At 44.2% G+C, this 21,554-nt stretch carries 18 protein-coding genes and 1 pseudogene; 8 read left to right on the top strand and 11 right to left on the bottom strand.

Annotation, left to right across the window (positions count from 1 at the left end; translation table 11 throughout):
- Positions 1 to 48: 48 nt before the first annotated feature.
- Complete coding sequence (locus tag MSSIT_RS13550) at positions 49 to 507, bottom strand: universal stress protein (protein WP_048173035.1); 459 nt, start codon at positions 505 to 507, stop codon at positions 49 to 51.
- A gap of 171 nt (positions 508 to 678) precedes the next feature.
- Between MSSIT_RS13550 and MSSIT_RS13545 the strand changes: the two genes are divergently transcribed.
- On the top strand, positions 679 to 1,335 hold the full coding sequence (locus MSSIT_RS13545) for a DUF2284 domain-containing protein (protein WP_048173033.1): 657 nt from the start codon (positions 679 to 681) through the stop codon (positions 1,333 to 1,335).
- A 40-nt stretch (positions 1,336 to 1,375) separates the two neighbouring features.
- On the opposite strand, the gene MSSIT_RS24220 is transcribed toward MSSIT_RS13545, so the two are convergent.
- A complete protein-coding gene (locus tag MSSIT_RS24220) occupies positions 1,376 to 4,450 on the bottom strand; it encodes a hypothetical protein (protein WP_197080275.1) in 3,075 nt (1,024 codons plus the stop codon).
- Positions 4,451 to 5,023: 573 nt separating this feature from the next.
- Between MSSIT_RS24220 and gatE the strand changes: the two genes are divergently transcribed.
- The 4 genes from gatE (at position 5,024) to MSSIT_RS13520 (ending at position 10,983) form a co-directional block, all read left to right on the top strand.
- Positions 5,024 to 6,925, top strand: coding sequence for a Glu-tRNA(Gln) amidotransferase subunit GatE (gatE, locus tag MSSIT_RS13535; RefSeq protein WP_048173031.1), 1,902 nt, complete (start codon positions 5,024 to 5,026; stop codon positions 6,923 to 6,925).
- 471 nt (positions 6,926 to 7,396) lie between these two features.
- The gene (locus tag MSSIT_RS13530) at positions 7,397 to 7,777 is read left to right on the top strand and encodes a response regulator (RefSeq protein WP_048173029.1); all 381 of its coding nucleotides are present in this window, start codon (positions 7,397 to 7,399) and stop codon (positions 7,775 to 7,777) included.
- Between the two features lie 274 nt (positions 7,778 to 8,051).
- Positions 8,052 to 9,530: an aldehyde dehydrogenase family protein gene (locus MSSIT_RS13525; protein ID WP_048173027.1), complete on the top strand. Its 1,479-nt coding sequence runs from the start codon at positions 8,052 to 8,054 to the stop codon at positions 9,528 to 9,530.
- A 115-nt stretch (positions 9,531 to 9,645) separates the two neighbouring features.
- On the top strand, positions 9,646 to 10,983 hold the full coding sequence (locus MSSIT_RS13520; RefSeq protein WP_231589829.1) for an aminotransferase class III-fold pyridoxal phosphate-dependent enzyme: 1,338 nt from the start codon (positions 9,646 to 9,648) through the stop codon (positions 10,981 to 10,983).
- Between the two features lie 264 nt (positions 10,984 to 11,247).
- Here MSSIT_RS13520 and MSSIT_RS13515 read toward each other — a convergent pair.
- The 4 genes and pseudogenes from MSSIT_RS13515 to MSSIT_RS13500 form a co-directional block, all read right to left on the bottom strand.
- Positions 11,248 to 12,474 (bottom strand): annotated as a pseudogene (locus MSSIT_RS13515) (S10 family serine carboxypeptidase-like protein); the annotation flags it as partial.
- A 12-nt stretch (positions 12,475 to 12,486) separates the two neighbouring features.
- Positions 12,487 to 12,621, bottom strand: coding sequence for a hypothetical protein (locus MSSIT_RS25385; protein ID WP_261788834.1), 135 nt, complete (start codon positions 12,619 to 12,621; stop codon positions 12,487 to 12,489).
- 117 nt (positions 12,622 to 12,738) lie between these two features.
- Positions 12,739 to 13,893: a phosphatidylserine decarboxylase gene (locus MSSIT_RS13510; protein WP_048173023.1), complete on the bottom strand. Its 1,155-nt coding sequence runs from the start codon at positions 13,891 to 13,893 to the stop codon at positions 12,739 to 12,741.
- 1,584 nt (positions 13,894 to 15,477) lie between these two features.
- Complete coding sequence (locus MSSIT_RS13500; protein ID WP_082089151.1) at positions 15,478 to 15,960, bottom strand: hypothetical protein; 483 nt, start codon at positions 15,958 to 15,960, stop codon at positions 15,478 to 15,480.
- Between the two features lie 678 nt (positions 15,961 to 16,638).
- Here MSSIT_RS13500 and MSSIT_RS13495 point away from each other — a divergent pair.
- Entirely contained in the window at positions 16,639 to 16,827 is a 189-nt protein-coding gene (locus MSSIT_RS13495) for a DUF2795 domain-containing protein (protein ID WP_048173017.1), read from the top strand.
- Positions 16,828 to 17,276: 449 nt separating this feature from the next.
- Here the strand turns inward: MSSIT_RS13495 and MSSIT_RS13490 are convergent, their stop codons facing one another.
- From MSSIT_RS13490 to MSSIT_RS25375, 4 genes are all read right to left on the bottom strand, one after another.
- Positions 17,277 to 17,612, bottom strand: a complete 336-nt coding sequence (locus tag MSSIT_RS13490) for a hypothetical protein (RefSeq protein WP_048173015.1) — start codon at positions 17,610 to 17,612, stop codon at positions 17,277 to 17,279.
- 31 nt (positions 17,613 to 17,643) lie between these two features.
- A complete protein-coding gene (locus MSSIT_RS13485) occupies positions 17,644 to 18,204 on the bottom strand; it encodes a TIR domain-containing protein (protein ID WP_048173014.1) in 561 nt (186 codons plus the stop codon).
- Between the two features lie 28 nt (positions 18,205 to 18,232).
- A complete protein-coding gene (locus MSSIT_RS25380; protein WP_261788832.1) occupies positions 18,233 to 18,367 on the bottom strand; it encodes a hypothetical protein in 135 nt (44 codons plus the stop codon).
- Positions 18,368 to 18,501: 134 nt separating this feature from the next.
- Positions 18,502 to 18,630, bottom strand: coding sequence for a hypothetical protein (locus tag MSSIT_RS25375; RefSeq protein ID WP_269430108.1), 129 nt, complete (start codon positions 18,628 to 18,630; stop codon positions 18,502 to 18,504).
- A 712-nt stretch (positions 18,631 to 19,342) separates the two neighbouring features.
- Here MSSIT_RS25375 and MSSIT_RS13480 point away from each other — a divergent pair.
- Positions 19,343 to 19,900: an META domain-containing protein gene (locus MSSIT_RS13480; RefSeq protein ID WP_231589828.1), complete on the top strand. Its 558-nt coding sequence runs from the start codon at positions 19,343 to 19,345 to the stop codon at positions 19,898 to 19,900.
- Positions 19,901 to 20,005: 105 nt separating this feature from the next.
- Here the strand turns inward: MSSIT_RS13480 and MSSIT_RS13475 are convergent, their stop codons facing one another.
- Entirely contained in the window at positions 20,006 to 20,299 is a 294-nt protein-coding gene (locus MSSIT_RS13475; RefSeq protein ID WP_052721655.1) for a DUF5316 domain-containing protein, read from the bottom strand.
- Between the two features lie 367 nt (positions 20,300 to 20,666).
- Between MSSIT_RS13475 and MSSIT_RS13470 the strand changes: the two genes are divergently transcribed.
- Entirely contained in the window at positions 20,667 to 21,449 is a 783-nt protein-coding gene (locus tag MSSIT_RS13470) for a sulfide-dependent adenosine diphosphate thiazole synthase (protein ID WP_048173012.1), read from the top strand.
- The last annotated feature ends 105 nt before the right edge of the window (positions 21,450 to 21,554 follow it).

Below are 21,554 nucleotides of genomic sequence, written 5' to 3'. Positions count from 1 at the left end.
AGATGCAGAAAACAGAAACCTGAGGCTGAACGTTATTTTTTGGGGTCTTCAGCCTCGGTATTTGCATTTTTCGCTTATAACCATTACCGGTACCTTGGAGTGCCGGACAACTTTTTCTGCCACACTGCCGAGCAGCAGCCTGTCAAGCCCGGTCTTGCCGAGGGTTCCCATAATAACGACGTCCATTTCGTTGTCTTCAGCATAACGGATCAATTCTTCTGCCGGATGTCCTTCAAGCAGGATTGGGTCCACATTGACCCTTTCCATTTCTCCTGCCCTTTTTACATAATTGACGGCAGAATGTCCCTCTTTTTTCAGGGCTTCGTTCATCCTTTCCCAGTCAAAATCCACAGCCATAGAAGAGAAATAATCCGTAGACACAACATATACCGCATAAATAGTGCCTCCGCTCAAACGGGCAAGCTCTATCGCATAGTTCGCAGCTATCCTGGAACAGACAGAACCATCGGTTGCGATCATTATTTTCCTGAAATTGACAATTCCCATTCAGTAACCCCAATTACTTTATTCACCTGCAAGAAATATAATTGCATCGGATTTAAAAGATCTAAAAAGGAAGAGAAATTTAATTTCTGGAAGGGTGAAAGGGCAGAGAACTGAACAAAGGTCATCCCAGTGCAGCATAACTTATTGTCCTTGATCATACGAATACAAACTATGAAGATAGAAGACGAAAACTACAGGTTGCTGGAAGATAAGGCAAAAGAGTTGGGCGCAAAAAGTCTCAGACTCTTGCCCGCAGAAAACATCGTGGTAGAAGACCGAACCGTCCTGAAGTGCATTTTCGGCTGCAATGGCTATGGAAGCCGTGTCTGTCCCCCCTTTATTCCGACAGTGGAAGAATTCAAAAAAATACTTGCAGACTACGAATGGGCCCTTCTCGTTGAATGGAACTCCAATAATGTCTTTTCCCGGGAAGTCAGCGAGAATTTCATAAAATACGGCTTCGAGCCTCCTGAAGACGAAGCTGTAAAACAGCATTTCCAGAATAACCTGAAAACAATAATGAAAGACCGAAAAGAAATAATTCAGCCCGGAGTTCTGGAAATCGAAAAATTCGCCTGGACCCTGGGATATAACACCGCCCTTGCCACCTTTCCAGGCATGTGTACCTGGTGTGCCACAAAAGACTACTCCGACGTAAAGTGCGCGGGAGCAGGCGGACCCTGCCATCACCCGACTCTCCGCAGGCCGTGTCTTATGGGGCTCGGGGTAAGGATGGACAAAACCCTGGAAAAAATCGGCACTCCGCTTCAAAAGTTCCCGATGGATGATACGGCTCCTGTACCGTATACATTGATTCTGCTGGATTGAAAAGGTTTCAGTTTTCCCTTTTCTACAAAAACGGGAAAGTTCAACGCAGTGACTTTCCCAGGCAAAAAGCACAGTTGTCATAACCCTCCCAGTGAGCCTGAGCGAGAGTGTCTTTTGCAAACACAAGCGCATGTCCGTTTCGGATTATTTTATCTATCTGGCACTGTGCTTTTTCATTGTTCAGGTCATGGACCTCCCGACTGTTAGAATTCGCAAGGAAGCGCTTATCATCCGGCCTGGATTTTGCAGGGATAACCGTGATTTTACGGGCTTCCTCCCAGCGCTTTCTGGACTGTTTCATGGTAAATTCGTGTTCAATACGTCGCACAGTCCGGCTGTACAGGCGCACGTGGTTGCCGTCGGATTCTATAGCAAAAGCCCTGCGACTTTTCAGTAGGAGCTGCCTTTCTGCACATGCTCCGAAGTAGTGAACAAGTTCTTTTGGCCTGGAGGGATCCTTGAGTGAGAGTTCCAGGCTTTCGCCGTTTGTGGCGTGCAGGAAAAGTCGGGTTCCGTTTAACCTCACGGAATCACAGGCTGGCATGTCCGGCAGCCGGGAGACCAGTTCGAAACCTTCTTCTTTTCGGGAAAATAGGGATATTTCACAGGTTTCAGGAGTGCCGGAGGCGCCCGGAAGTTCTGAAGTGGCAGTGGTGATAAGCCATTTATCGGTCAGGGCAGATTTTTCGAGAGGTTTCGACTCAAATGTTGAAATGGTACTCTCTTCCTGAACAACTCCCGGAGTTTCGTTAGCTTTTTGGGGTACATTGAAGGTCCGCAGTAGCTTGCTGTCCGCAGTGGCGAATAAACGCTGCCCTTTCACTGTCACAGTGTAGAGGGTACGGACCCGGGAATCGAAAACTGTCCTCCCCATGAAAACCGGGGTTTGAAGTTCATGGACATCATAAAAATCCACATTTTTCCCGTTGGCGATAGCCAGGGTATGCCCGGCAAAAACCAGCTTCGAGACGGGGGAGTCAAACGCCAGTTCTGCTTCATATAGCAAAACGTCTCGTTTGACAAAAAAGTGAGGTTCACCGATCCCTTTTACCGGAACCGCCTTAATATCGTAAGATGAAGAGGCATTTCCTGACAGGGTAAGGGACTTTGTCTGGCTGCCTGTCGCAAAGGCAAGGATATTGCCTTTCTCATCAAATACCTGTAGCTGTTCTACGGCAGGGTCGATGGCGCTGACACAGAGTAAGTCAAGGTCATTAGGACCGGGCAGGTCTTTCCAGAAATCTGGAAATAGTTCAAATTCGGCAGCCGCCTGGAACATATCATCCGGGGTGTATAACTCAACCCACGGGTCAAAACGCATCGGGTCTTTTAAGGACATGGATAGACTGGAAGTTATCTTTCCCTTCAGGTCAAAGTACTGCCGGTGATTTTCCCAGGCCCCGTTTGTGCCCCGGATCTTGTAGTTTACCTGCAGGCGTGCACTGAATTCTTCTCCGCAAGCCGGATGAAGGGGTGCCCATAAAGCAGGTTCGCCATCCAGGCCGCCTGTTAAACGGGCAAAGTGGGGGCCAAAGGTAACCGTTACAGGAACAGTATTTTGCGGGGAGACAAGCTTGCTGCCCTTCAGGGTCGGAAGCTCAACATCTTCGGGCACCGCATCTTCCAGGGGTAGGGCAGGGTAGTCAACTACGGAGAAACAATGGTTGTTGTCGTCGACAATCTTCCAGCCACAGATGGCTACAAGTGCATTATCTTCTTTTTTCAGGTGGAATACCTTACTATCGAAGCCAGTGCTCACTTCCATCTGGTCTATTTCGAAAGCGAGAGCTCCGAGAAGTTCTTCTACCAGGTTCCCGGAAAAAGAGGCTTCCTGATCCCCGCTTTCCTCAGGTTCGGCGTCCTGATCTCCGTAGAGTACAACCCTGCCTTCGCTGTCAAGTGAAATTTCAACCAGCCTGAGAGGCCAGCCCAGACCCCCGTACAGGCCCAGTGCCTCGACCGGTGTTACGCGAATACGCCAGGTTTTGTCCCCGGCCCGCCACATCTTAAGGCCAGGCTCGTGCCAATTGTCCAGGTTGATCTTACGGGCTACCATATCGTCAAGAACACTATCGGAAAGGGCTGCAGCAATGGGAGTACAGAGGAGTGTTACCATTGGGGTCATCAGAAGGGCCATTGGGAGAGGAATGCTGTCAAAGAGCATGGAGAGCACTCCGCAGATCTCGGCCTGGCCCTCTTCCACATAGTTAGCATAATCGAGGTCGATATCCAGCTGGATATCGAGCACTCCCCCGGAAATCCGGAAGGTCGCTTTAATTTCATAATCCAGGTCAATGTCCACACTCACAAGGCCACATGAACCGGTGTAACTGACCCCGCCCGTAACCTTCAGGCAATTTTCAGAAAATTCTATGTTTCTTCGGGAAAGGGGTGAAAAAGAGATGTTTTCAAGCTCTATTTCCTCAACTGCAGAAAAAGCATCCAGAATCCTGTCTTTCAGGTACTCCTGGTCCACCGCAACCGCGAAACGGTTATGAGCTGCAATATTGCCCTCGATGATCCCATGGTTGTTTTCTGCAAATTCCGACGCGCTCGGGTAAACATCGGTTGTCAGAGCAAAAAGGGCATGTCCTGCCTCAGTTACCTTAACATAATAACGATATACGTTTCCGAACAAATTATTTTCAACAGGAAGGCGATAAATTACGGGCTTCAGGTGTTTCAGATACGCGAGAACCATGTTGAATTCCCAGAACATTTCCCAATCAAGCAGGCCCGTAGATTCCTCTTCCGTTTCCTCTTCCGGTTCATCCGCAGACTCGCCCATCAATTCTTTCATCAATTCATCCATTGATCCGGCCTTTATAAACTCCAGTTTGACCTCTTCATTATGTTCTCCGTCAAGGAAGAGCCTGAGCAAAATGTTTTCTCCAGTATGGGCCCCACCCAACCCGATACCGAAGCACAAATAGAGACTGTCCGTACCAGAATCTTCCGAAGGTTCCGGAAAATTAAGGTTCTGAACAGTCCATTCCACACAGACATTATTTATGCAAAGAGCTTTCTCACAAATAAAAAATCGGTTGATAGCATTTTCAATAACTTTTGGATCTAATTGCAGTTCAAGTTGTGCTCTTCCCGTTTCTACTGGCATCCTAATCTCTCCCAACTGTTGAATTTAATTATTCAACTTACAAAAGTATGGAATCTGTATGTAAAATAAGTTTTAGCCAGGCGTAAAAAATAATACCTTCTACGCTCTTAGACTCTATAATACTTTTATTTATTGTTTTGTCCCGGAAATGTTTCTCATCAAAATGTTTCTCATCAACTATGTTGATATGCCTAATTTCCACTGAAAGCAATCAAGCTCTTCTAACTCATTTTATGTCGTGAAAAGAATCAATAATTACTTTACTTTATATACAGAGATACCTTTATACATTCTACCGCACCTTTTACATTCAGTTTCTTTATGACAATTCCCTATAACTGCTAATGCAGCACCTAACAGAGCTAAGAGAGGAAACAAGCGCAGAAAGAGGGTTTAAAAAGAAGAGGAATTAATAGCGAGCCGATGGGCTTAAAAGAGAAGGAAGAGCAAAAAGAGCTGGATTTGCAAGAAAAATTAACGGAAAACTAAAAAATAACTAAAGGGAAGACTAAGGAAAAATTAGAGAGATTTAAAAAGGATTAAGGCGCCTCCTGCTTAGATTCGGGTGAAAATATGGAAAAATACGACTACAGTGAACTTGGGCTGAAAGCCGGGCTTGAAATTCACCAGCAGCTTGACTCAAAAAAGAAATTGTTCTGCAGGTGTCCTACCCTGATCAGGGACATCGGGGATTCGGACTTCGAGTTTTTCAGGTATCTCAGGGCTACGGAAAGCGAGATGGGAGAAAAGGACAGGGCTGCGGTGGAGCAGACAAAGATCAGGAGGAAGTACATTTACAAAGCTTATGACACTACCTGCCTTATAGAAAACGATGAGGAACCTCCAAGGGAACTCAATAAGGAAGCCCTGGACATTTCCCTCGGGGTTGCCAAGCTTTTCAACATGAAGCCTGTAGACCAGATGCATGTGATGAGGAAGATCGTTGTGGACGGGTCAAATACCAGCGGCTTTCAGAGGACTGCATTTCTGGCAAGCGACGGGTATATTGAGACTTCGGAAGGGCACTGCGGAATTGACAGCCTCTGTGTGGAAGAAGAAGCCGCCCAGAAAATCGAGGAAAAAGGAGACTCAATAGTCTATTCCCTGGATAGACTAGGGATTCCGCTTGTCGAAATTGCAACTGCGCCTGACATAAAGTCCCCAAGGCATGCCCGGGAGGTTGCAGAGTATATAGGAATGGTGCTCAGGTCCACAGGGAAGGTAAAAAGAGGACTTGGCACTATAAGGCAGGACGTTAACATCTCAATTGCCAGAGGGGCAAGGGTTGAAATCAAAGGAGTGCAGGCTCTTGACCTTATAGAAGACATCGTCCGCAGGGAAGTTGAACGGCAGTTAAACCTTCTTTTTATCAGGCAGGAAATCCTTGAAAGAAAAGCCTTTGTTTGCGAGGAGATCTATGATGTAACAGGGCTTTTCATGGACACAAAGTCCAAAGTCCTGCAAAAGGGCGTAAAGAAAGGCTCAATCCTTGCTGCCCTCCTGAAAAAATTTAATGGGCTTGTGGGCAGGGAAGTCCAGCCCGGAAGAAGGCTGGGAACCGAGTTTTCGGATAGGGCAAAGACTGCAGGTGTTGGAGGCCTTTTCCACACGGATGAGCTTCCGAACTACGGGATAACCGAAAAGGAAGTCCAGGCTGTAAAGAACGCAATCGGCGCAGGTCCTGAAGACGCCTTCGTTATGGTTGCGGATGAACCCGAAAAGGCCAGGCTTGCAATTGAGGCAGTAATTATCAGGGCAAAGGAAGCCTTTGAGGGAATTCCTGAGGAGACCCGAAAAGCTCTTCCCGACGGAAACACCGCTTATATGCGCCCTCTCCCGGGCGCGGCAAGGATGTACCCTGAAACCGATGTTCCCCAGATAGAAATCTCACAGGAATATTTCGATTCCATAGAGCGTCCGGAACTTCTGACCGAAAGGGCAAAGCGGTTTGCCTCTGAAAGCGGCCTGAATAAAGAACTTGCCGAAAAAGTGGCCTATTCAAGGTATTTGCCCCTATTCGAGGCTCTTCTCGAGACCTACATGAAAAACAAAAATGTTAACTCGACCCTTATTGCCAGAACCCTTGTAGGAATTGTGCCTGAAATCCGGAGAAATGGGGTTGAGACAGACCACCTCACAGATGAACACTTCGAAGGGCTTTTTGCAGCCATTTCAAACCAGGAAATTGCAAAAGAAGCCATTCAGGACCTTCTGACTGCTCTTGCAAAAGAGCCTGAACTGACAGTCCAGCAGGCAATCTCAAAGCTCGGCCTGAGCGCCTTTGACCCCGAGGAAGTAGAAAATTTCATAAAACAGATGGTTTTGGAAAAAGGAGATTTCATTAAAGACAAAGGGCCTTCTGCCCTTGGTCCTCTCATGGGTATTGTCATGAAGGAATATAGAGGGACAGTTGACGGAAAGATCCTGAGCCATATGCTGAAAAAGGAGATTGATAACTTTATCAATCAGGGATAAAACCCTGATTTTTTTCAGGTTCGGCTTTTTCAGTTATTTTATTTTTTTATCGCTCCTACCTTACTTGCCTTAATTCTTTCGCATCTTCCTGAACTTTTTTTAATAATAATAAGTATTTTTTGTAAAAAACAAATAAAATTGTTATAATATCCGAGCATCTTGTGAAATAACTTATTTACGTAAGATAACTTTTTATATTAATTAAAAGATCTTCTTACATATAGCATAAAAACTCAGTTGGGAAATATGCTCTAATGGTATTTCAAAACCATACAATATCAGATGACTTAATTCCTGTCTGTTGGGGTTGAGCTTGCAAAAGGGGGATAGAAGTATGAAATTATACCTTAGCTTGGCATATATGAGTTCCATGCAGGAACTACTAAAAATGCAACTGAACTGCAAAACCTCTTAACGGGAACATGGTGTTCCTTTTATATTGCAAATCGTAATGTTGCGGAGAAAACCCCCATGAAAGTACTGCTTGTAGACGACGACCCAGTATTTCTGGAGCTGTCAAAAACGTTCTTAGAGGTATTCCACGACATAAACTCCGATACCGTGGAATCCGCAAGACAGGCTCTTGAGAAATTAGATGAGCTCTCCTATGACGTAGTGGTTTCGGATTATGATATGCCTTATATGGACGGCATTTCGTTTCTGAGAACTATCCGTGATAAGAGAATTAATATCCCGTTCATCCTGTTTACGGGAGTGGGCAAAGAAGAAATTAAGAGTCAGGCTATCGAAAACGGCGTAGACTCCTTTATTCAGAAAAGAGGAGATCCTAAAGCCCAGTACTCTGAACTGTCACAGCGGATCTGGCAAATAGTTAAAAATGGTTCAGGTTAATAAGATTACAAATATGGATTGGATATCCTTGAGCATTTTTAACTAACCATTTTTAACTAACCATTTTTAACTAACCATTTTTAACTAACCATTTTTTAATTAACCATTTTTAATTAACCATTTTTAATTAACCATTTTTAATTCGTCCCTGTCACTCCTTTAGGAAAGTTATAAACAATAACAGTAGAATACTCTGAAAATATTTCAGTTAATCCGAAATCGTTTTCAGGATATCTATAAGTGGTATTATACTCATTGTTTCAGGGGGAATTGTGTGGTTCAGGAGTATAAATTGCATATAGGTGGGGAGTCAAAAGACTCAGCAACCGGAGAAACCTTTGATGATATCAATCCTGCTACTCTTGAAAACCTTGCCACTATACAGGTAGCCGGAAGCGTGGACGTTGACAGGGCAGTTGAGGCGGCAGAAGAGGGGTTCAGGGCATGGGGTGAAGTTCCGGTACCCAGAAGGGCTGAAGTGCTTTTCAGGGCAGCTCGCATTTTACAGGAGAGAAAGGAAGACCTTGCCAGGTTCATGACGGAAGAAATGGGAAAGGTGCTGCCAGAAACAAGGGGAGATGTGCAGGAAGCAATAGATATTGCCATTTATGCCGCCGGGGAAGGTAGGCGGATGTTCGGGGAGACAACGACCTCCGAACTCAAGGACAAGTTCTGTATGACCGTGCTCAGGCCTATAGGAGTTGTGGGCATGATAACTCCCTGGAACTTTCCTATGGCGATTCCCGGCTGGAAGATAATGCCGGCTCTTATAGCAGGAAATTCGATCGTGTTCAAACCTGCAAGCGATACGCCTCTGCTTGCAATTAAACTTGTGGAAATCCTTTTGGAAGCCGGCCTGCCTCCGGGGGTTGTAAATATTGTTACGGGGCCCGGTGGAAGCACTGGAAAAGCCATAGTCCAGCACCCCCGGATAAAAGCAATTTCCTTTACAGGAAGTCTTGAAACCGGGAAATGGATTATGGAAGAATGTGCAAAAACCATGAAGCGAGTCTCACTGGAACTGGGAGGAAAAAACCCGGTAATTATCATGGACGATGCCGACCTTGAACTTGCCCTGGAAGGTGTGCTCTGGGGGGCTTTCGGGACAACAGGCCAGCGCTGCACGGCAACAAGCAGGCTGATCCTGCATGAAAAAATAAAAGACGAATTTACAGCAAGGCTGCTTGCAAAAACAAAACTTCTCAGGATAGGAAACGGGCTTCTGCCTGAAACGGACATTGGACCCGTAATCAATAAAGCTCAGCTTGAAAAAATAGAAAGGTATGTCAGGATAGGAATAGAAGAAGGTGCAACTCTCCTGCTAGGAGGAAAAACCATAGATTCCGGGCTTCCGGGATATTTTTTTGAGCCGACTGTTTTTACGGATGTAAAGCCTGATATGAAGATTGCCCAGGAAGAGATCTTCGGACCTGTGCTCAGCATTATTACGGTTTCAGGGCTTGAGGAAGCAATTGAAGTTGCCAATAACACCAGATACGGGCTTTCCTCGGCAATTTACACCGAAAGCGTTGGAAAAGCCTTCAGGGCGGTTAATAAAATAGAAGCAGGAATCACATACGTCAATGCCCCTACAATAGGGGCTGAAGTCCACCTTCCTTTCGGAGGCGTAAAAGGGACCGGAAACGGTTTCAGGGAAGCAGGGACAGAAGCAGTCAAAGAATTCACAGAGGTAAAAGCCGTGTATATAGACTACAGCGGTAGGCTGCAACGAGCCCAGATAGATACGGAATGAAATATGGGGAGAGGGGGGAAGCATTCTGAATTACGACGATTCCGAAACTCTTGATAAACGGGATAATTCGGAAAAACCAGAAAGTTCAGAAAAAACAGAAGGATCAAAGGATCCTATGAGAAAACAGGAAACAGAACTTGACTTTTTCGGACAGGAAATCGGATTGCCTGATGTGGTCGGTCCAAGAGCCATGGAGATCATAGGGCAGGACTGTAAGGTAATGTCCGCATGTGTATCCCGCCCTTATCCACTTGTTGTTGACAGGGCAAAAGGTTCCATAATAAAAGACATAGACGGAAAAGAGTACATCGATTTCATCGCAGGGATTGCGGTCATGAATGAAGGTCACTCAAACCCGGAGGTTAATGCCGCCATCTCAGCCCAGCTGGAGAAAATGGTCCACTGCGGGTACGGGGACTTTTTTGCCGAGCCTCCGTTAAAGCTTGCCAAAAAACTAAGGGAACTTTCAGGCTACTCAAAGGTCTTTTACTGCAACAGCGGAGCCGAAGCGGTGGAAGCTGCAATGAAACTTGCTCTCTGGAAGACAAAACGCCCGAACTTCATCGCCTTTTATAACGCTTTTCACGGCCGGACCCTGGGTGCTCTTTCCCTGACCTGTTCCAAAGTCCTGCAAAAAGAACACTTTCCAACCATACGTACGGTTCACACCCACTATGCTTACTGTTATCGCTGCCCTCTGGGCCTTGAGTACCCTTCCTGCGGAGTCGAATGTGCAAAGCAGATCGAAAACCTGATTTTCCGAAAAGAACTGAGCCCCGAAGATACGGCTGCCGTTTTTATCGAGCCAGTCCAGGGAGAAGGGGGGTACATAGTCCCTCCCCCGGAGTTCCACAAAGAAGTGCAAAGAATCTGCAAGGATAATGATGTCCTGCTTGTAGCCGATGAAGTCCAGACAGGCTGTTTCAGGACAGGCCCCTTTCTGGCCATGGAAAACTTTGAGGTAAGGGCTGACATTACCTGCCTTGCAAAAGCCCTTGGTGCAGGTCTCCCCATAGGCGCAATGCTTGCAGATAGCACCCTCATGGACTGGCCACCCGGAGTCCACTCAAACACCTTCGGGGGAAATCTCCTCTCCTCAGCTTCGGCCCTCGCTTCCCTTGAATTCCTGGAAAAGGAAAATATGGAAAACCACGTAAGAGAAATGGGAGCACATATTCGGCAGCGTCTGAGGGAGTTACAGGAAAATTTCCCCTGCATAGGAGACTTGCGCGGGCTAGGCCTTATGATAGGGGCAGAAATCGTAAAATCCGACAAATCCGTAGATCCTATCCGAAGGGACAGGATCGTCAGGGAAGCGTTTAAAGAAGGAGTCCTGCTCCTCCCCTGCGGAGACTCCGTAATCCGCTTTTCCCCTCCCCTCGTCATGACCGAAGAAGAAGCCGACATTGGCCTTGACAAATTCGAAAAAGCGATGAGAAGAGAAGCGAAGTAAAAAAGTTTCAGTCTTTTTCGAAAAACTCCGGAAGCCGAGAAATTTTCCGGGAAAAGCCGTGGTAGAGAAAAAGCCTGAGGGGGAATAATCCAATAGAGAAATAGCTTGTTCAGCGAAATAGCTGTCTCAGAAGGTTAGGTGTTCCTGGAGAGAAAAAAAGATAATGGGAGTCCAATAGAATTCTTACGGGCTAACCACCCAATTGAGGAGAAGGCATTTGAAGCCCCGTTTTATTCAATGCCTTCCCCACTCAGTATTCCTTTTTTATGTTTTTTTCAGTTCCGGCATGTATGCAGGGAAGGGTTCGTCCTGCATCCATTTACCAATCATTTCCAGGCTTATCTCAGGTTTGTAATACGGGACCTGGTGTCCGGAATTGGGCAATTCGATTTGGGTCAGGTTTTTGTACTGTTTAATAAACCCTTTCACTTTGTCAGAAGGTTGTGCCCAGATTTTTCTGGGTAGGTTTTTCCAGGCTTCATTGTCTGCCGGATTATTCCATTTATTTAATTCGTACAGAATTAACTCCGTACTTAAGGAGCCACAGGCAGTATCAAAAGTTCCCGTGTACATCAGGATCTTATATAAATTTTCATTCCCGATAAATTCGGAATATACCGGGGCCGAATCTTCCATGTTGTCTTCGATGAGATTGTCGGCTACAGGGCCTTTGTTATCCGCACAATTCCATTTTTGGGCTTCAGGGACATGAAGTTTTTCTTTTACCGCAGGCATTTCCATATAGGCCTTAACCTGTTTCATCGAAATTTCTGAAAATCTCCGAATGTTGTAAACATTAAAGTTTCCACCCAGTGCAGATACGTTATTAACGATATTGTTCGATATGTTGTAGGCATCTTCATAGTTTTTGTTATCCAGGGCAGCACAGAAATTTTCGTAATCGCTCATCATCTGGAGTTGCTGGTTTGTGTCCAGATATCCCATCGTATAGGCATAATCGATGTACACTTTCATCTGTAAACGGGCGTCGATCCACCCATCTCCGACAGAAATTCCCTTCAAATTGATTTTCTTGGTTTCATTGGTTTCGGCGCTATTTTTGGTATGGATTTTCAGTGCGATATTGGGAACATATTTGCCCCCATAACTTTCTCCTGCAACGTAAACCGGACAGGAACGGTATTCGGGATGTTTGGAAAGAAAGTCCTGGAACGTAAGATAGAACATTTCGCTAAGTTCATCCTCATTTTTGGCAAAGGTTGTCTGCGTGTCCTCTTCCTTTACTCTGCTGTATCCTGTGCCTATCGGCTGGTCCCAGTATATAATGTGAGCATCTTTATTCCAGCTGTAAGGGTTTTCAAGCAGTTTTCCACCTGCGCCGTCCTGAATTCGGTAGGGGCCGTTTTCAAGAAAGAGTCCTAATGTAGAAGGCGCTCCCGGACCGCCATTTAACCAGACAAGTAGTGATGTTTTCCCTATTTCTTCATCATTTCTTGATTGGGTGGGATGGAATTTCTGGCTTTCAAAAAACCAGTAAAATAATTAAATCTCTTTACTGTTATATTGGGCATCTGCGTATCCGGCATAAGAAAGTACATTTAAGACGATTGTTCCTGAATTCTGGATATCTGCAGGAATCGTTTCTATTAAATCCTCAGCAGAAGCAGTACTGTTCATACTAATCCTCTTCATTTAATTTTTCAACCAAGCTTCAGTCACACCGATCTTCAGTTCACATGATCTTCAGTTCACATGATCTTCAGTTTACACCAATCACTGGATTCCGGACCAGGATCAGAATGAGAACTGGAGTTTCGGTTTATCCGCTGTTTCTTTTTCCTCAAGTGTTCCAATAATTTGTCCCTGGGGGATTCTTATCGCAGGGAAGCAACCTTTTTCAAACAGGAGAATATTCAACGAACCGCCGTACTGGAAATATCCAACTTCATCCCCTTTGCGAATTTCCACGGCATTTTCAGGGGTTACTTTTTTGAATTTTTCCTCAAAAATCACGGACCCGATGGTGTTAAGCCCGACAGGAATCATGGCTACGTAACCGTATTTTTCGGTTTTGATGATCATGTAACCTCTTCGGAAGTGTTCGAACACACTATAATCATAACCGTAACCGACATTTCCCCCATTGATTAATTCTGGAAAATTATCAATTCCAAAATAATTTCCTGCAACATCTTCATCAGATTCTACCACAAGGCCTGAGACAGGAGCATGATAGCGGTGATACACATTGGGCATTAGGATGCAGGAGACTGCCGTACCTCCTTCGAAATGCACCGCGAGTTCGGATTGGTTCAGCAACTGGCGAACATTCAGTTTCTGGGTTTTCACATTTATTGGAGTGTCAATTGACAGGTTATCTTCGATCATATTGATCACTGCATCTGCCGGAGACACCACAACAGAATCATCATCAACACCACTGATTGGTCTTTTTCCTTCCTTCAATTCCCGGGTAAAAAATTGATTAAACGATACATAACCTCCTTCGGGGATAATGTAGTCATCCATTTTACTGCCCAGTTCATTCATCCATTTTGCAACCAGTTCTTTTGAAGCAGGGGAATCCATTTTTTGCCCGTCTAATTCCACATAATAAAAAGTCATCAAATTGCCCGGGTCAGTAGAAACAAACTCCAATCCTGCTTCATTTTTATAATACAACCAGCTAAACTTTTGAATATATTCCAGACCAGTGGTTAAATCCGGATTCCAGGCATACCAGGCCTGAAAAAAATTACATAAATCTTCAATCGTAGCATCTTTCCAGTCATACATTACATCAGGGTCTGTGTCCGGAGGGATGGGCTGAATATTTTTTACTGCGGCTTTATATTTGTCTGCAAACCCATGATAATTTTCTTCGTACCATGCAGCGATCAATTCGGTAAACTGGTCGATTGAGTTAATTTCTACTTTTTCCTGATTCATAATACCACCAACGTTTTAATTCTTAAGCACATTAACTATAAAAAAAGGGAATCTGTTTATCATGCCTCTCTTATAAAAAGTTTTTTGACTATTTTCCGGTGTTTTTGATGGTTATTGAAGCTTCAAAGCTTTATTCTGGATCATTCCTGATTCAAAAAAAATCAGAAATTTACTCTATGCTGGGTACCTTACTCTCATTCCCTGAAATCCTGTTCATTTCCTGGAAAAATTTTCATCCATCCTTCCAGTAATGAAAAAGCCTCCTTATGTAGAAAATAAGGGTAGTCAAACAAGGGGTCAGGTAGCTCCCATACTTAACGCGGACCTTCAGCGTGCATTAGGGGTTCTGAAAAATCTAAGTAAAAATATTTAACTAGTTATGGTAAGTAAACAAGTACATTTTTCGGTAATAAAAGGTGAAAAAAGGCTAATGATTGCTATTTTTAAAAAACCAGCTTCCGCGAACTAACAAAAGTTTTTTAACTATTGCTGCATATTTAATAGTATGGAGTATGAGGGTAATAACCGGTTGGAAAACAACAGTTCAGCTTTGCTTGTTTTTATAATTGTAATTGCAGTGGCTGTCAGCCTTTTGGGGATAATGGTTGCTATGAAGTAACTCATTTTATAAATCAACTTTTTTTATTAAGTAATCATTTATCTAACCTATTTTCTGCTGCAATATGTAAAGACAGTTATTTTTCACTTAAGGGATAATCGGAAATTTAGGTGGTCCATCATTACATGGTTGATATTTTTGAAAAAACAACGTCTAACTCAAACTCTTGGATTCTGACCCACCCGAGTTCCGCCAGCAGAGTTGCGGCTCTGCAGCCCGAGTTTCGCTTCGGGAGCACGAGATCTGTTTCGGCAGAGTTGCGGCTCTGCAGTGCGCGGTCTGTTTCGCTGTGCTCAAGCAGACTACTTTATAGATTAGAGACAGGCGCTTCACTCAGCCGAACTAAATTAAGATTTCTTCCCCATGCAATGTTACTCTCTATATCGAGTCGTTCTTGTCCCGCTCGACGCAGGAGGGCGGTCTTTCCCAAGATAACAAAAAAGAAGAAATAAACGCTAGCAAATAAAAAAATTAATGGAACGTAAAAAACTAACATGTAAATATGATCGGAAGGCCCTATAATTTCTGTTTTTGCCTTTTCTGCTTTTTGTTAAGGGCCGCCAGACAAGCTGGCGGAGGCGATTATACTTATCTATAAATTTCAATGAGAGCCCTGGGGCAAGATATGAATTGTCTGTTCCTTTTTTTGCGTTGCAGAAGAGAAAAGTTCGACCCTGCAAGGGGCATCAATAAAACAAAAAATCCTTTCGGATATCCGGATAATATCAACCGGTTAATACAGGATCACCGAAATTTAGAAAAAATCAGAAATTTAGAAAATTTTCCTTCCAGGCTCAAAAGGAAAGACCAAACACTGGAGAAAGGTTAAACACTGAAGAGACATGAAACTAGCCCTGATTTTCGAACCTATGTTTCCCAAATTTACGGACTACTAAAAGAAAAGAGAAGTAAGAGCAGTATTACTGCCCCTGAATGAAAATGCCAACGATTTTTACTTCCGGCTTTTACTTTTCTTTCTTTTCCTCTTCAGCCGGTCTGAGGGTAATCAACCTGCTCTCAATAAGCCCCATCGGCAGGTCTGCACCAAGGGTGAGCGAACCGACATTCTCTCCTGCAAGAGTCCTCCCGGGTATGTCAGGCGTGATCTCAAGCTCCTTGCCGACCGGTAATTCAGGATTTTCGGGTTTGAGCCCGGTAAGCGGACCGGGAAGAGTACCTACAAGTCCGAGGGAAGAGTCGGAAACAAGCCTTGGGCGGGTTTCGGGGCTCAGGCGGGAGTTCCCCAGGGGAGAAAGTCCCAGGTCTCGCGCAGGAGAGAGCCGGTTGTTAAAGCCAGGTAAAAGCCCCCTGAACTGGTCAAGAGTAGGGCTTGAATAAGTAGAAGATTCATAGGTAGAAGTAGACTGCCGGGCGGGTTGCCTTTCATGGTTTTCACGGTCAGAATGGTGAGAAGGTAAAACGGAATCTTCGGATTTGCTGCTATTCATGGCTATAAGGATTGTCACGATGGTATATCAATTATACGAGGACTTTTATTCGAGGGCTTTTCCTGTTCTGTTCAGCCACATTTTTCAGATTCAACCACGAACTACGTAGAGATGTTAAAGTTAAACTGGAATTTGAGCTTAAATCGAATTTTAAACTTAAACCGAAGCTAATTGAAAACATTTAGAATGGGGTTTAGTCAAAAAATTCAGAAACTATATCAATACAACTTTCCATACCAGTAAAAATATGGACTTTCCGACCGGAATAATCGTCTTCCGACAAACGTTTGAGTTGAATTCTTTTTTATAATATATATTGCATAATACTGAATGGAGGGTGGGCAACGTTAAGGGGAAAGCAATTGCTACCCAAATCCTGAACTCAAATATTCAGATAGGAACACTTAGACAGAAAAAATCGAGTTAAATACTGAATTTATTCGATAGTTTATGGATTATTTACGAGAACAAATCCAGTAAAGGTCCAGAATGTATTCAAAGGTATCAGTTGTCCTGCAACGGGATTAATCCGGTTAAAGAATCCGGTTAAAACTCCAGAAACGATGTAAACAGTGGAGTTGTATACGTTCTGAAATAACCTTTTCTAACAAAAAGCAGATCAACGCTGTTCATGTCAATGAAAGTTTCAAGAGAAAATAAATCATATGGGGGAATTTTATGCAAACAAGTCCTATCGAAGTTCAAAAAGCTTTAAAGAATATGGATTATCCTGCGAAGAAACAGCAGCTTATCGAACACGCTAAAAAGCACAAAGCTGACAGTAAGGTGATGGAGGTTCTCGAAGACCTTCCGGAAAAGGAGTACACTAACGCTGCCGATGTCAGCAAGGCATTTTCAGGTAAATAATTTTGCTCAGAGTGAACCAGCCCTCAGGTGGGAGGCAGCTTAAATTATGACACCTGCTTGGCTTCAGGGAGCTTTAAATTGTCTTGGAATCTCACAGAGAGGGTAACCTGATAGCAATCCGAATCAGAAAATAAGAAAAGACCCGGATTCAAGAAATTTCCGGTATTAAGATATTGCGTGGAAGAAGCTCGCAACCTCACATCTGAGGCAAGAAAAGAATAAGGAAGCTTTTAGCTCCCCTTTTTTTCAAATTGTTTTTTGAGATTTATTAAGCGGTTTTATTAGCCTTTATTATTCTACATTTATCAGACACTATGACCCGTTTTTTGGTCCGTTATGTCTCATTGACTAGTCTCATTGACTAATTTTTAGTTAGGACGCCAGTTATTTTATTGATTCAGGTTACGGACTCAAGTTAATGAAGACGGTTATTAATTCAGGTTACAGACTCAGGTAACTGACTCAATTTCTCTTTCTAACTTTGTGATATCGAACCATACCCTGAAAAGTTCGTTTTTTCCTGTATCCCTTATGTCAATTTCTACGGGTTGAACCAGGGTAGCTTTAACGGTTTTCCATTCTTCCCTGCGGACTTCGACAATTTCCCATGAGCCTGCAGAACTGTCTTTTGTCCTGTCCCTGGAAAGTTGTAACAGCAAATGTTTCTTTTCAACAGGTGTAAGCTCTTCAATACCCCTGATTTCAGTCTCGTTCACGGTAGCTTTCCCCATTTTGGACTTTACAACTATTGGTTCACCGGGTTCTTCCTTAAGACTTCGTTCCATGAATTTGCCTCCTTTCCGGCCTTTAAGAGACTCAAGGTGTGGGCCTGAAAGTCCTCGGGTCAAGGGAAATGGTTCTCTGGCAGTAGCTGCAGATGGTCTCAAGGTGTTTTCCTGCAAGAAGCGCTCTTTCAACTTCTTCTTCGGGAGAGATATACTGGGTCATTTCCTCCCCGCAGTAAGGGCACTTTATCTTCAACCAATCCAGTTTCGTAAGTTGCCTCATGTTCTGTATGAGTTTTCCCAGAGCATCCTCATAGGCTTCGGGAGAAAAATTAATTGGCGGAAGATGACGTATAAGGATAGGCAGTTCGACTCCTGCCTCTACAAGAGGAATTATTAACTGGTCGACTCCCACTGCCAGCCCGATCTCCTGATTCACCTCAGGGGATATCACTCCTTCCTGGGTGATAATAGGGATAATGCAGTCTGACTGGCGGATGCCGAAACGTATCCTTTCGGACAGGGAAAGAATCCGGGCTTTTCTGTACAGGGCCGAAAAGCTCTCCAGTTCCACTGTCCAAAGAGCCCTTGCAAGTTCCTGGGCTAGCGGTTCGTCTTGCTCGCAGTGCGAAATGTAAACTTTTGTTATCATGTCTGCTATATTTGACCTGTATTATCTTTTATCCTATTTTTTCGGACTTATGTTCAGTCTCAGGTTCAGGTTCAGGTATCGGTTCGGGTGAAGGAACCGGTTGTGGCTCCGGAGCAGGTACCGGCTCAGGTTGAAATGACGGTTTTCTATCTTCTTTTCCCAAAATTAACTCCCCCTCTTTCAATAATATTGGTCCATACTATTTTCAGAAAAAATTGTTTTCATGCTTGCTTTATTACGCTGTCATGAATTCAAGCTGCTAGTTTATCCTGTTAAAAACAAGTCCTATAGGACCTTTTAACGGTCAGTCAGAGGTAACATCACGCCTGTGGTTTTAATTCCTGTGTAGACTGCGCGTTCTTCTTCCAAATCCGTATGTTCGGTTGATTTTTTAATGATAATGAAAGTGATTAGTTTCCACGGCACCCGGAAGTTCGACTACGATTTCCGAATTAACCATTTCGTGAGCTACTTTTTTGACTTTAGTTCAGAACATTGCATGCACTTATTTTCGTACCTATTCCCAATTCGGGTTTTTTGTTAATCAATAAAGGTTGGTCTTGTGAATTAAAGAAGCATAGGAATCTGGCTTTCTGAACTTAGTTACTTAACTTTAAGGCTTCATTTTCGAGCTTTACGGATTGGCTCCCCTCCCCCCGGGAAGAATACATCTCTCCGGCAAAATTCCCCTGGTTGGAAAAGGAAAATTAAATGAGCATCCGGTTCGATCTCTCCAGAGCGAAGACCTGAATAACGAAATCTATTATCTGGGAAAAATCTGGGAAAAAAGGTGCAAAATTTATTGAAAAATGGCCTGTCCCAGGACCCGGAGGCAACTTTTCCGTACTCGATGATCCCCCGGAGCAACAGTATTCAGCTGTTTAATAGGGAAAAGGAAATACGAAAAAGGAAAAATATGAACCTGCAGATGAGGGGCAATTAATCGGAAAAATCGTGAGATTATGATTTCTGATTTATAGCTGTCATTAGTGGGTGAGTTCTGTTTAGAATGTTCTCGAACCTATTGAAAAAATATATTCGGATGGCTGCAAATCAAACCATAACTAAGACAAAGGATATATTTGAATGACGCATCATTTCATATACTCAATTTGTATTGGGAATATCAATGGGGGATATGATGAAACTGAAAGTTGCATCAATTGGTTTGGTTTTGCTCCTTACTATGGGGGGATTAGCCCTGTTCTCCTTCTCTCTCGGCTGCACTGAGCAGGAAGAGGCTCCTGCTGAACCGGGAGAGAATGCTATTGTTGAACCTACTATTGCTGAACCTGTAGCAAACACTACTCCGGAATTCGAACCGGTTTCTGCTGAGAATATTACCGGTATTGAATGGCAGTGGACCAGTTTCCAGAGTTTTGAAACGCCTGAATACCAGATAATGGTACCCGATCCTGAAAACTATACACTTGCCTTCTTCCCTGACGGCACGTATCGTATTAAAGCCGACTGTAACAACGGCAGTGGGAACTACACCCTGGAAGAAAACAACTTAACCCTTGGCCCGGCTGCTATTACGCTTATGGCCTGCGGACCCGAGTCTATGGACAGCGAATATCTGTCGATTTTATCCCGTGTGGAGACAGCAGCTTTTGAGGACGGACAGCTTGTTCTTTATCCCGGAACCGAAGGGGACAAGATGTTCTTTACAAATGGAGGAGAGGTTGAGCAGTAAAGTTTGATATGAATTATGAATTCGGTAGTCTGAGGCTCGAAAAGTTGTAACAGCTTCAATGTGATTTTTTACTATATCTTGGGATCTTCAATTCGCTATAGCAAGTCACTGTAATGTGAATTCATAAGTAAGTACTGATATAGCGATGTTGAAGAGCCCAACAAAAAATAAATTTTTTGACAATCTGTTTTTCTCCTTGCGCTCTTCATATTCATCCTCATAATTTGCCCTTACACGATCCCCACTAGCAAAAGAACCTGACAAAACTCCTGCTATTACAAAAAAAATCAAACCTGTTAAGCCTATTATGTCTATAATAAACCCGGGGTCTCTCTTCAAGAAGGCTGTGACAGCTGCAATAATAAAAATTCCCGCATCGATAAAAAGTAAACTCTTCATCCTTTCCACCGCTTCATTTATTTTGTGAGGCGGATATAATAATATATTGGTAGGTTTTGCTCTCTCCGCGGGAAGCAGGTCATTTATTGTGGAAATAGTCGAGTATCCGGCATGGTTTCAGCAATTGCCTGATCTGAATTTTTCTTTGCGAAGGCCTTATATATTGAGAAGAGCCCTTTTGTGGAAGGACCTTTTGCAAATTACTTTCTTTCTCCATCCGATTCCAACAACTTTAAAAGCAATGCCCGGTATCAAAACGTGAATTATTATGTTACGGATCAGGGTTGACGATTCCCTGATTATTTTCTTAAAATGCCGGGCAGTTTTCCCCGGAGTTTCAACCGTAGAAGCTTTATGAGAGATCAAAATGGAACTTGACGAAGTCATAATCACACGGGCAATATTTGATGAGTATTCCAAAACCTTCCTTGACTACACGGACATCGATGTAGCACTCGTTGGAGGGGGACCTGCAAACCTTGTGGCTGCAAAATACCTGGCTGAAGCCGGGGCAAAGGTCGCTTTGTATGAGCAGAAACTGTCTCTCGGGGGCGGCATGTGGGCTGGAGGCATGATGTTTCCCCGTATCGTCGTGCAGGAGGAAGCCACCCGCATTCTGGACGACTTCGGGATCAGGTATAAAGAGTACGAGTCCGGGTATTATGTGGCAAACTCCGTGGAATCCGTCGGGAAGCTGATTGCAGGGGCAACTTCGGCAGGGGCTGAGGTCTTTAACCTTGTGAGCTTTGAAGACGTCATGATCCGGGAAAATGACAGGGTTAACGGCATAGTCATCAATTGGGGGCCTGTCACGACCCAGCGCCTGCACGTAGACCCGCTCATGATCCGCACAAAACTCGTAATAGACGGAACGGGCCATGATGCAGTTGTCTGTAACACGATTCTAAGGAAGATCCCTAACGCAAAAATCGGAGAACTCGGGCTGCTCGGGGAAAAGCCGATGTGGTCTGAGGTTGGCGAGCGCCTGGCTGTGGATGCAACCCAGGAGATCTATCCCGGGCTGATTGTTGCGGGTATGGCTGCAAATGCCGCAACCCGTGCCCCGAGAATGGGTCCTGTCTTCGGAGGAATGCTCCTTTCCGGAGAAAAGGCTGCAAAACTCGCCCTTGACAGGCTTAAAACAATCTGAAACTTGCCTGAAGCCAGCAGAGACCTGCCAGAAATCTACCTCAAACGCGCTTGAAATGAGCTGAGCTGATCTGAAGAGGGACTTTTATACTCCAAACTGCCGAAA

It is taken from the genome of Methanosarcina siciliae T4/M, assembly GCF_000970085.1.
In the GTDB taxonomy this organism is placed as follows: Archaea; Halobacteriota; Methanosarcinia; order Methanosarcinales; family Methanosarcinaceae; genus Methanosarcina; species Methanosarcina siciliae.
This window is presented reverse-complemented; position numbering and strand designations above follow the sequence as displayed.

What these genes read in the sequence shown, in the direction of transcription:
- MSSIT_RS13550 (WP_048173035.1), bottom strand. Translation starts at nt 507, where the DNA reads ATGGGAATTGTCAATTTCAGGAAAATAATGATCGCAACCGATGGTTCT.
- MSSIT_RS13545 (WP_048173033.1), top strand. Translation starts at nt 679, where the DNA reads ATGAAGATAGAAGACGAAAACTACAGGTTGCTGGAAGATAAGGCAAAA.
- MSSIT_RS24220 (WP_197080275.1), bottom strand. Translation starts at nt 4,450, where the DNA reads ATGCCAGTAGAAACGGGAAGAGCACAACTTGAACTGCAATTAGATCCA.
- gatE (WP_048173031.1), top strand. Translation starts at nt 5,024, where the DNA reads ATGGAAAAATACGACTACAGTGAACTTGGGCTGAAAGCCGGGCTTGAA.
- MSSIT_RS13530 (WP_048173029.1), top strand. Translation starts at nt 7,397, where the DNA reads ATGAAAGTACTGCTTGTAGACGACGACCCAGTATTTCTGGAGCTGTCA.
- MSSIT_RS13520 (WP_231589829.1), top strand. Translation starts at nt 9,646, where the DNA reads ATGAGAAAACAGGAAACAGAACTTGACTTTTTCGGACAGGAAATCGGA.
- MSSIT_RS25385 (WP_261788834.1), bottom strand. Translation starts at nt 12,621, where the DNA reads ATGAACAGTACTGCTTCTGCTGAGGATTTAATAGAAACGATTCCTGCA.
- MSSIT_RS13510 (WP_048173023.1), bottom strand. Translation starts at nt 13,893, where the DNA reads ATGAATCAGGAAAAAGTAGAAATTAACTCAATCGACCAGTTTACCGAA.
- MSSIT_RS13500 (WP_082089151.1), bottom strand. Translation starts at nt 15,960, where the DNA reads ATGAATAGCAGCAAATCCGAAGATTCCGTTTTACCTTCTCACCATTCT.
- MSSIT_RS13495 (WP_048173017.1), top strand. Translation starts at nt 16,639, where the DNA reads ATGCAAACAAGTCCTATCGAAGTTCAAAAAGCTTTAAAGAATATGGAT.
- MSSIT_RS13490 (WP_048173015.1), bottom strand. Translation starts at nt 17,612, where the DNA reads ATGGAACGAAGTCTTAAGGAAGAACCCGGTGAACCAATAGTTGTAAAG.
- MSSIT_RS13485 (WP_048173014.1), bottom strand. Translation starts at nt 18,204, where the DNA reads ATGATAACAAAAGTTTACATTTCGCACTGCGAGCAAGACGAACCGCTA.
- MSSIT_RS13480 (WP_231589828.1), top strand. Translation starts at nt 19,343, where the DNA reads ATGATGAAACTGAAAGTTGCATCAATTGGTTTGGTTTTGCTCCTTACT.
- MSSIT_RS13475 (WP_052721655.1), bottom strand. Translation starts at nt 20,299, where the DNA reads ATGAAGAGTTTACTTTTTATCGATGCGGGAATTTTTATTATTGCAGCT.
- MSSIT_RS13470 (WP_048173012.1), top strand. Translation starts at nt 20,667, where the DNA reads ATGGAACTTGACGAAGTCATAATCACACGGGCAATATTTGATGAGTAT.